This window comes from Streptomyces sp. NPDC001822, from assembly GCF_042892135.1.
Classification (GTDB): domain Bacteria; phylum Actinomycetota; class Actinomycetes; order Streptomycetales; family Streptomycetaceae; genus Streptomyces.
In genome coordinates this window covers 31011-41770 of the sequence record NZ_JBIATW010000022.1, presented here as the reverse complement: position 1 = coordinate 41770, position 10760 = coordinate 31011, and the positions used below count along the sequence as shown (strand labels likewise).

6 protein-coding genes are annotated in these 10760 nt (G+C 71.4%); all 6 read right to left on the bottom strand.

Annotated elements, in window-relative coordinates:
• Positions 1-84: 84 nt before the first annotated feature.
• A complete protein-coding gene (locus ACFYY2_RS32845) occupies positions 85-1974 on the bottom strand; it encodes a non-ribosomal peptide synthetase (RefSeq protein WP_388749849.1) in 1890 nt (629 codons plus the stop codon).
• Positions 1975-1997: 23 nt separating this feature from the next.
• The gene (locus ACFYY2_RS32840; protein WP_388749847.1) at positions 1998-3173 is read right to left on the bottom strand and encodes an acyl-CoA dehydrogenase family protein; all 1176 of its coding nucleotides are present in this window, start codon (positions 3171-3173) and stop codon (positions 1998-2000) included.
• Positions 3170-6337, bottom strand: coding sequence for an amino acid adenylation domain-containing protein (locus tag ACFYY2_RS32835; RefSeq protein ID WP_388749844.1), 3168 nt, complete (start codon positions 6335-6337; stop codon positions 3170-3172). Before ACFYY2_RS32835 ends, ACFYY2_RS32840 begins: the two co-directional genes overlap by 4 nt.
• A gap of 122 nt (positions 6338-6459) precedes the next feature.
• Positions 6460-7806: a condensation domain-containing protein gene (locus ACFYY2_RS32830; RefSeq protein ID WP_388749841.1), complete on the bottom strand. Its 1347-nt coding sequence runs from the start codon at positions 7804-7806 to the stop codon at positions 6460-6462.
• Between the two features lie 54 nt (positions 7807-7860).
• The gene (locus tag ACFYY2_RS32825) at positions 7861-9441 is read right to left on the bottom strand and encodes an amino acid adenylation domain-containing protein (protein ID WP_388749838.1); all 1581 of its coding nucleotides are present in this window, start codon (positions 9439-9441) and stop codon (positions 7861-7863) included.
• Positions 9438-10688: an NAD(P)H-binding protein gene (locus ACFYY2_RS32820; RefSeq protein WP_388749835.1), complete on the bottom strand. Its 1251-nt coding sequence runs from the start codon at positions 10686-10688 to the stop codon at positions 9438-9440. The genes ACFYY2_RS32825 and ACFYY2_RS32820 overlap by 4 nt, the downstream gene beginning before the upstream one ends.
• Positions 10689-10760: the final 72 nt, after the last annotated feature.

Below are 10760 nucleotides of genomic sequence, written 5' to 3'. Positions count from 1 at the left end.
GCCGCAGGGAGATGACAGCGGGTGGGTGAGGACGCCGGGCCGCCGTGGCCCTTTCCGTTCCGGGCCACGGCGGTCCCGGGCGTCTCAGACGCCGACGCCTTCGGGCGTGCCCGTGCCGAGCAGGGCCGCGATGGCGCGCAGGTCCGGCTGTCGCATCACCTGGGAGGCGCGGAGCCTGACTCCACTGTCCCGTTCCAGCGCCGTGAGCAGCCGTGCCACGTCGATGGAGGCGCCGCCGGCGAGGGAGAAGTTGTCGTCCAGACCGAGCGCGGGGTTGTCGAGGATCGTGCGGCAGTGCCCCAGTACGGCTCTTTCCTCCTCCGTGGTGGCGCCGTCATCGAGATCGGTGGCCGCGCCCGTTTCGGCGCCGGTTCGCAGTTCGTCCTCGGCCAGCAGGGCCTCGCGGTCCACCTTGCCGTTGGCGTCGTACGGCAGGGTGTCGACCATCCGCACCCGGGTGGGGACGACCTGCTCGGGCAGCCACCGTGCGGCCTGGGCGAGAAGGGCGGGCCCGTGCAGTGCGGTGCCCGGCGTGGGCAGGACGAACGCCAGGATCTTGTCCCCGCCGCGGGAGGCGACGACAGCCCTGCTCACACCCGGGTCGCGTTCCAGCGCCCCCTCGATCTCAGCGGGTTCGATGCGCACCCCGCTGATCTTCATCTGGTTGTCCATGCGGCCGAGGAACTCCAGGACCCCGTCCGCACGCATCACGACCCTGTCGCCGCTGCGGTAGACACGCCCGGTGTCCCCCGTCATCGCCGGAGCGGGCGGGAACTTCAGGGCTGTGAGTTCCTCGTCGAGGTAGCCCAGCGCCAGGACCGGTCCGCCGATGCGCAGTTCGCCCGGCGTACCCCGGGGCACGAGCGCCCCGTCGGCATCGGTTACGTAGGCGATCGCACCGCCGAGCGGCCGGCCGATCGGCGGTGCCTCCACGGTGCCCGCTTCCGCCTGGTCGAGAGGGTGGAAGGTGGTGGCGATCGTGGTCTCCGTCGGCCCGTACACATTGTCCACCCGTGCGGTGACATCGCTTCCCGGCCAGCGCCGCAACCGGTCGCCGCCGATGCACAGATACCTCAGCGGCACGCCCTCCGGCCAGGGCCGGTCGAGCACGGTCTCAGCCAGCGGTGCGGGCAGCAGAGCAGCCGTCACGCCCGCTCGCGTCCACCAGTCCGTGACCGCGGCCGCGTCGCTGCGCGCCTCCTGCGGCGCCACGACGAGGGTGGCGCCGGAGGACAGCGCGGACCACAGCTCCATGAAGTGCGCGTCGAACGCGGTGTGCATGAACAGGCCCTGCCGTGCACCGGTGCCCAGGCCCGCACGGTCCCGGTACCAAGCGACAACACGGGCGAGGGACGCGGCGCCGACGAGGACGACCTTGGGGACTCCGGTCGAGCCCGAGGTGAGGACGGCGTACCGGGCGCCCGCCGGGAGCGGTCGCGCCGAGGTGGTCCGTGCGGGCGCCCCGACCTCCAGCGTCTCCTCGGAGGCTTCGGGGCCGGGCACCCCGACGGTGGTGGTGTCGAAGGGCAGCGCCTCCCCGGGATCCCCGAGGACGAGCGTGAGGCGCACCGCGTCAGCGAGCGCGAGCAGCCGGGTGGCGGGGGGCCGTGACCCGAGCAGTACCTCGACGGCGCCCAGCCGCGCCAGCGCGATCGTGGCCGCGGCGATGAGGGCGGAGTGCCCCAGGCACATGCCCACGACGTCGCCGGGACGTACGCGCGGCCGCAGCGCGTCGGCGATGGTGTCGGCCGCCGCGTCCAGCTGCGCGTAGGACCAGGTCCGCCCGAGGTCGTCGACAGCGGGCGCATCCGGGGTTCGCCGGACCCAGCCGTCGAAGTCGGCGAGCACCGGGTCGGCGGCGGTTCGGTCACCCCCGGTTCGGCCGGCGGGGTCGGCCTCCCGTTCGCTGGGGGAGATGCTGAGGTCCGCCGGTGCCGGCGGAGTGGTCTCGGTCGCGTGCGTGATGTCGTTCATGGTTTCCTCCGGTCTCGGAGAGCTCAACCGAGCCCCATGGAGCGGGCGACGATCACCTTCTGCACCTCGGAGGTGCCTTCGATGATCGTCATCATGCGGACGTGGCGGTACAGGTATTCCAGGGGATGGCCGCGTACGTACCCGGTGGCGCCGTGCACCTGGAGTGAGCGGTCGACGACGTCGACGGCGGTCTGTGAGGCGACGAGCTTGGCAAGCGCGGCGTTCTCCCCTCCGCTGTCCTCTCCGGCTTCGACGAGTTCGGCACAGGCCAGCGTGAGCAGCTTCGCGGTCTCGACGCCGGCCCGGCCCGTGACAAGGTGCTCCTGGACGTGCTGGTAGCTGCCGATGACCTGCCCGAACGCCTCGCGCTGCTGGGCGAACTCGACACCGGCGCGCAGCGCGTACTCCGCTATGCCGTTGCACTGGGCGGCCACCAGGAGGCGCCCGTAGGCCAGGCTGTCCATGGCGAACTCCACTGAGGCGCCGATGCCGTCCTCCCCGCCGATCAGTGTGCTCATCGGCAACCGCACCTGGTCCAGGACCAGTTCGAACAGCGGCTCGCCGGCCATGCCGAAGTACCTTTGGCCGCGGCGGAGTCCGGGATGATCGAGCGGCATGATGAAGGCGGTGGCACCGCCGGCGTCGTGCTCGCTCTCCGCCACATCGGCGATGACGATCGCGTAGTCGGCGTGGCCTGCGTTGCTGACGAAGGTCTTGCGTCCGCTCAGCAGCCAGCCGTCGCCGTCCCGCTCCGCCTTGGTCGTGATGGTGAAGGCGTCGGAGCCGGAACCCGGTTCGGTCATCGCCAGGCACCGCAGCTTCTCGCCACGCACCATGGGCACGAGGTAGGTCTCTATCTGTTCGGGCGTGCCGTGCGTCAGCATCCAGCTGGGACCGTCCGGACCCGCGAGCGCATACGGGGCGAGGGCGCATCCACTCGCGCCGGCCGCGTGGTGGAGTTGCACCAGCGCGGTGAGCGGCATCCCGGCACCGCCCATGCGCTCGGGGTACTCGGCTCCGTAGAAACCGAGTGCCGCCGACCGCTTGCGCACGTAGTCGCGCAGTTCCCGGGGCGGTCCGTCCACGGGCTCGGGCACTTCCGCAGCCAGCGGCACGAGTTCCCTGCGTATGAACGACTCGAAGCTGGCGACGAGATCGCGGTGTACGCGTTCCAGGACGGAGGAGGGCAGGCTGGTCACGCGACCCCCTCGGTCAGGACGCGCGCCTGGTCGGCCAGGACCGGGTGCTGGAAGAGCCTGCGCAGCGGTGGCCGGAAACCGAGCCGCGGTTCGAGCCAGGCCGCAAGCTGCGCCGCGACGAGGGAGTGGCCGCCGATCTGGAAGAAGTGCGATGCGGGAGTGAACCGGTCGTGTCCCAGCACCTGCTGCCAGCCCTCGGCGATCAGTGCCTGTCCGGGGCCGGTGAAAACCGTCTCGGCCTCGGTGGCCGAGGGGGTCTCTTCACGCGGAGCACTGGCGGCCATCCGGACCAGTTCGGCGCGGTCCGGCTTTCCGCCCGCCAGTGAGGGCAGCGTGTCCAGGCCGATCCACCGGGCCGGCAGGAACGACGTGGGCAGCCGCCGGGCCACGGCGCTGTGCAGCGCGCTCGCATCAAGGGCGCCGGTGGTCTGCACGAATCCGATGAGGGCGGGACCGCTCTCGGGATCTTCGTGCAGGACGACGGCGCACGCACGGCCGCCCAGCTCGGCGGAGGCGGCCAGCTCGATCTCCTCGAGTTCGATCCGGTGCCCGCGGAGCTTGATCTGGTTGTCCTGGCGGCCCAGGAAGTGGACGCGGCCGTCGAGGTCCCGGTACCCGCGGTCTCCGGTGCGGTAGACCCTTGCCCCACCGAGTGCCGGCAGGGTCACGAACCGCTCCTTGGTGGCCTGCTCGTTCTCCAGGTAGCCGAGTGCCAGCGTGTCGCCGCCCAGCGCGATTTCACCGATGGCGCCGTCCGGCAGCGGGTACATGCCCTGGTCGAGGACGTGGACGTCGACGCCGGCGATCGCGGTGCCGAGCGGGGCGTCGCCGCCCTGCTCCATGTCCTCGGCGGTGACCACGTGGGTGAGGGAGGTGACCGTGGCCTCGGTGACACCGTAGGCGTTCAGCAGCCTGACGTCGGGGTGCACCCAGTCGGCGAGCGCGTCGACCGGCAGCCGTTCACCGCCGAGCACCACGGTCTTCGGCGTCCACCTGCCCTCCCGCCACGCCTCGGTGAGCTGGGGGCGCACGGTGAGGAAGTAGCTGGTCGGCAGGTTGACGACGGTCACCCTGCGGCCGGCGAGCACGGCCACGAGTTCCTCTGCCGTGGGCACCTCACGCTGCGGGAGCACGATTGCTGCCCCCGCGGCGAGCGTGCCGAGCACGTCCTCGAGGTTCTGGTCGAAGGAGGGCTTGGCGAACACCAACACCCGGTCGACGGAGGTCAGCGCGAGCCGCTCACCGATGCCGGCCAGGTAGGTTTCGAGCTCCTTCCTGGCGACCATCACCGGCTTGGGCAGTCCGGTCGAGCCGGAGGTGTGGACGATGTACGCGGCGTGTTCGACGAGTCGGCCAGGGGACGCCTTCGGGAACTCGCCGCCGTCCAGCAGCCCCACCGGCGGACCCTCGGCGGGCAGCGAGAGGGCGCTGTCCGCCGTCGCCAGGACCAGCGCGGGCTGGAGCCGTTCGAGTAGCTGGGCCAAGCGGGTCCGGGGGTCGTCCGGCGAAAGCGGTGCGTACACGGCACCGGTGCGCAGACAGGCGAGGAGCGCCGTGACACTCTCCACGCCACGGGGCAGTACCACCGCCACCGGGCGCCCCGGGGCCACACCGGCACGGATCAGCCGGTCGGCCAGTGCCGTCACCTCCCGGTCGAGGTCCGCGTACGTCCACGTCCGGAGGCCGCTGACCACCGCGGTGGCCGCCCCGTCCTGCTCCGCGGGGTCGAACGACGCGGAACGGGAATCCGGTGCCACTGGGCGGGCGGCTTCCCCCTGCTCCACGCAGGGCACCCGCGCGGACGCTCCGTCGTGGGAGTCAGTGGTCAGCGAGGCGAGCGCCGAGTCCGGGCGGTCCAGGTAACTCTCCAGCAGTGCCGCGAACCGCTGGGACAGCAGCTCGATCGACTCCTCGGCGAGGACGTCGGCGTCGTAGTCCCACACCAGGGTCATGCCCGCCCCCGGCTGCCCGTCACCGGTGAGGGTGCGATCAGCGGGAATGGCGACCACGTCGAGGTCGAAGTCCCGGGTGGTTCCCGCGTTGAAAGCCTCCACCATCGACATCTCGAGGCCCGGCAGGTCGATCCGGGGCAAGGGAGTGTCGTGGGCACTGAACATCACGTTGAACATCGGGTTGCGTGAGCCGTCGGTGTGCAGCCCCAGCGCCCGGGTGAGTTCCTGCACCGGCACGTCCTGATGGGGCAGACCCCGCATCAGCACTTCCATGACCTCGTCCACCGTCGCCTCGGCCGAAGCGTCCGGGTCCAGCCGCAGGCGCACGGGGATGGTGTTGACGAACATGCCGACGCTCTCCTCCCAGCCCGGCCGGCGGTTGCCCGCGGCGGTGCCCACGAGGAAGTCCTGCCGACCGGTGTGCCTGCGCAGGAGTTCCCCGAAGAGGGAGAGCATGGTCGTGTACGGCGTGTGCCCGACTCCTGCGCAGTGGGTGTTGAGCCGCTCGACGAGCGCGCGGTCGAGACTCTGGCGCAGCTGTGCCCCGTTGTGCCGCCTTTCGGCATCGGGCCGGCCCAGCCCCGGGAAGGCGATGTCGTGCGTGGCGTTGCGCAGCTCCTCCTTCCAGTAGCGCCGGCTCTCCTCCGACACCGACGTTCGGGCCTGCTCACGCAGGTGCTCCTCGTAGCTCCGCGGTTCGGGCAGCACGGGCGTCTCGTTCAGCACACGCGCGCGGTAGAGCGTGAACAGGTCCCGCAGGGCGATGACCCAGGACCGGCCGTCGTGCACCAGATGGTGTTCGACATGGATGAGTCGGTGGTGGGAGGGGCCCATCCGCACGAGGCACCAGCGCACCAGCGGTGCCTCGTGGGTGTCCATCGGTATTCCGGCTTCCTCACCGACGAGTTCGGCGAAGGCTGCCTCCTGATCGGGCACCGCCGACAGGTCCACCTCACGGACGCGGGGCACGGCCTCCTCGCTGATCCGCTGGCGGGGCAGGCCGTCCTCCTGTTCGACGAGCTCGAGCCGCAGTCCAGGGTGCCTGCGCAGCACCTCGGCCCAGGCCTCCACCAGGGCCTCCTTGTCCCACTCTCCTCGGAGGTCCAGGGCGGCGGTGGAGTTGTACGCGTGGCTGTCGGGGAGCATCTGCTCGTGCAGCCACACAATTTCCTGAGAGGAGGAAAGAGGGTAGATGGTGGCCTTTTTGGGCATGGTGCCTTCCTTGAGCTCGTGTCTGAAAGAAGAGCCGGTCACACGACTGCGTGTGGTGCCGGGCCGCGCGCCGGATCGGGGTCGTATGCCGATCCGGGGTCACGGTCAGGGCTGGTGTGCTGTCAGGAGACGGGCGTGCGGTGATCGGCCGCTTCCGAAGCCGGGTCCAAGTGCCCGTCGAGCGTGGTGCGCAGCGCGCCGAAGGCCGAGTGCGCCTCCGTCTGCCCCACGCGGTGGCGGTTCCACCCCATGCGGACGAGCAGATCGCTCTCGCCCTGGGAGACCGACACCGCCAACGGGGACTGCAGGGCCGGTCCGCGCAGGTGCGTTTCGACGCCCTCGACCCCGCCGAGCTCCAGGGGCGGACGTCGAGTGGTGTCTTCAAGGGTGAGCAGCGCACCGACCGTGCCGGACCACGCGCTGCCGTGCCTGCGTGCGGCTCGCAGGACCTCGTCCAGGGGCGTGTCGGCGTGATCGAGGTCGTCCCACCACCTGTCGCAGGCGTAGTCGAGGTCGGCGGGTGCGTCCGTCGCGAAGAGAACCGTGTTGAGGAAGCAGCCCAGCACGGGGGCGGCGCCCAGCGGTCGCCCGCCCCAGGGATAGCCCAGCAGCGGGTCCAGAGGGCGTCCAGCCGGAGCGGACGGCAGGGACGCCACGGCCGAGGCCGTGGCATCGAGCAGGGCAGGGAACAGTGAAGTGCGGGCGGCATCGGTGGGACCGGGGCGCCGGTACCGCAACATACCGGTGGGGTCGTCGACGTTCTCGGGTCGGGAGGGGGCGTTCGCGACGGGCGGCCCGGCGGGGACGAAGCCGGCGAGTCGGCCGGTCCAGTAGTCGAGGTGGTCCGGTGTCGACGCCGCGGCTTCTACCGCGAGCTGGCGTTCCACCGCGTCCCGGTAGTCGTCGACGGCCCGCACACCGGTCTCGGCGTGTGCCTCCCGGGCAGTGGTGCCCTCCCGGTATGCGCGGCTGATGCCGTCGGTGATCAAGCCGAGCGACTGCTCGTCGCAGGCTGCGTGGTCCACGACGACCGCGAGCGTCTCGTGCTCCGGCCGCTCGTCCGACGTGGCCAGCATGAAGCGCAGCACGGGGCCTTCGGCCGTCCAGGCCAGCAGTTCCCTGCGCAGGGCGTCCGCCGCGCTCTCACCGGGCCCGGCAGCCACCTCCCGCACGAACCCCTGGGGCTCGGTGAGCCGTTGCACGGGGATGGTGTCGGCCACGTCGAAACGCATGCGCAGGGCGGGGTGCCGGGCCGCCAGGCAGGCGGCGGCCTCCTCCAGCCGTCCGCGCTCGACGGTGCCACGCGGAAATTCGAAGTACAGGGGCACCACGATCGGGGCGACGCCGTGCGAAAGGCGGCGCAGGGTGAGGAAGCGCCGCTGCGCACCGGTCACGGGAAGGATGTCGGGGGCGTCGGCCGCGAGAGCACGGAACCGCGCCAGATAGCCGTCGGTGATGTTGTAGCCCAAAGGAAACTCCAGCTGCTCGGAAGGGGAGGTGGAACCGTGCACCGTGGCAGCGCGTCAGCGACCTGCGGTGGGGATGCCTGTCGGAGCGGAGAAGCCGGCCAGGAGGGCGCGTCTGTCCACCTTTCCGTTGGCCGTGACGGGCAGGGACGGGACGACCTGCCACCTCCTCGGCACCATGTAGCCGGGCAATGTGCGGGCCAGTGCGTCGCAGAGCGTGCGAGGGAGCGTGTCCGCCGCCGCGCCCGCCCTGTCCTTCGGTACGACGAAGCCGACCAGGCCCGCCGCCATCCCCTCGCCGGCCCTCTCGATCACCACCGACTCGACGAGGCCGGTGGCCGTGACGGCCCGTTCGACCTCCTCCAACTCGATGCGGAACCCGCGCAGCTTCACCTGGCGGTCCTTGCGGCCCACGAACTCCAACGCGCCGTCATGCCGCCGTCTCACCAGGTCGCCACTGCGGTAGGCCCGCTCTCCGTTCGGCAGGACCACGAACCGCTCGGTCGTGAGGTCCGGTTGTCCGAGGTACGCGGTGGCGATACGCGGGCCGCCGATGCACAGTTCGCCGGGCTCGCCGTCGGGCACGGGCGTGAGATCCGGACCGAGGACGCGCAGCGTGGTGTCCTGGAGCGGGAATCCGATGGGGACGCGGTCGATCCCGGCGAGGTTCGCGGTGGTGCAGTGGAAGTAACTGGCGAACGTGGTGGTCTCGGTGGGCCCGTAGACGTGCAGGACCTGACCGGGCGGGCGCACTGCGCACAGCCCGCGCACCATGTCCGGGTCCACCGCCTCCCCGCCGAACAGCAGGGTGCGCAGGGGGGCGAAGGCCCCCGGCGCTGCCCGGTGAACCATGTCGACGAGTGCCGTGGTGAGGAACATGACGGTGATGCCGTGCCCAGCCAGGGCCTCGACCCACTGCTCCAGCGGCACTTCGGTCGCGGCGGGCAGGATGACGACGGTGGCCCCGGCCGCAAGGGTGTTCCACACCTCGAAGGTGACCGGATCGAACGACGGGTTGGCGACCTGCGCGACGCGGTCACCGGGGCCGACCTCGCAGTAGGAGGCACCCGTGACGAAGCGCTCGATGGCCAGGTGGCTGAGCATGACGCCCTTGGGCCGGCCGGTTGACCCCGACGTGTAGCCGATGAACGCGGTGTCCTCGGGGGCGACGGCACGGGACGGCCCGCTTCCCGGGGCCGGCACACCCTCCCTGGACGGTCCACGCACCGGCAGCCACGGAGGGCGGTCCGCGGAGGGCTCGGGACGCGGATCGATCGTCCCGATCACCGCGTCCGCCTGGCAGTCCCCCAGGACGGTGTGCTGCCGTTCGCGGGGCGCGTGCGGATCGAGTGGCACGTAGGCCGCGCCCGTTCGCAGGACACCGAGCAGGGTCGCCACCAGGTCGGGGCTCCGCTCCATCGCCACGGCCACCCGTGCTCCGGCACCGACGCCGCGGTTCTCGAGGCGCAGAGCGATGTCGCCGGACCGCTCCCACAGCTGCGCGTAGGTCAGTTCGTGTCCCTGGGTGTCCCGGACAGCACACGCGTCCGGGGTACGAGCGACCTGTCGCGCGACGAGCCCGTGGACGCCCTGGCTGGTTCCCGGGACGCTCGCCGCCTCGTGTGCCGACCCGCTCATCGCACTGCCTCCTGTGTGTGAACGGCGGGGGGCTGTCCCGTGCCGGGGGCCCTGTCCTGATCGTTCGCGGTCAGTGTCGCGGCCAGCAGGGAACGCCAGTCCTCACTCGGACCGGGCTCCCGCCGGGCGTCGAACACGTCGGTGCTGTAACGCCACGGGCGACGGAGTTTCTGCGGCGCGGCCGGGCCGGTGGAGACCCGGCTGTCGCTCTTGAGCAGGGTCACGAGCTCCGCGAGGTACTCCTCCATCCCGATGTGGCCGCCGATGGTGTGGACCACTCCGCGCGCGGGGTGGTCCAGGAGGGAGGCCACATCTCGTGCCAGGGCCGCCGCAGCCACCCAGGGGAAGCCGTACCAGCCGGCCTCCGTGCCCTCCGGGTCGGGAAGGAGAATCGATTCTCCTCGCACGACGGGCTGGTAGAAGAGGCCGAGAGCTCCCCAGCGCAGCTGGTCGCGCAGACGCTGGTGCGGCCCCCAGATGAGCGGTGCACGGACCAGGCTGACCGCGCCACGAGCTCCGAGCCGATCCGCTGCCTCGAGCAGGACGCGCTCGCAGCGGACCTTGCCCAGTCCGTAGTCGCTGATCGCTCCCTCGGTAGCCTGGCCCTCACGTACCACGGGGTGTGAGGGCGTCCCGTAGGCGTCGACGCTGCTGACGAAGACGAACGGGCCTCCCCCCCAACCGTCGGCCAGGACGCGCATAGCGGCGACGTCGACGTCGGGTCGGGTGAAGGTGCAGGCGGCGTGGACCACTGCGTCCACCCCGTCGACCGCTTCGCGCAGGCTCTCCGGCCGGGTCAGATCCCCCTCCACGACGTCGGCTGCGGTGTGCTGCAGCGCACCGATGGACTCGGGTCGCACGAGGGCTCGCACCCGGTCGCCCCGGGCGAGGAGTTCCTCCACCACGAAGCTGCCCACGCCACCGCTGGCGCCGGTCACCAGGACCGTGCGGCGGTCGTCGGCGGTGGGGTGGGTCCGAGGACCAGCCTGTTTCGGGACGGCCACGCGCTCATGCAACGCGGCGATGAGCGCGCGCGGCGTGACGTGCTCCATCACATCGAGTCCGGCGACGGGGACTCCGAGCTGCTGGCGAAGGCGGTCCGCGAGCATGACCGCTGTGAGCGAGTGGCCGCCCGACATGAAGAAGTCGGCGTCCAGGGTGATGTCGGTGGACAGCACGTCGGAGTAGGTAGCCAGGATCCGGGACGTATCCCAAGCAGGCGATGCGGTGGGCGGGACGTCGTTCATCAAGCGCTCCGGAGGGATGGGGGCTCGGGAAGGGGCACGAGTCGGTGCTCTCGGTGGCGGTACAGCCGCCGT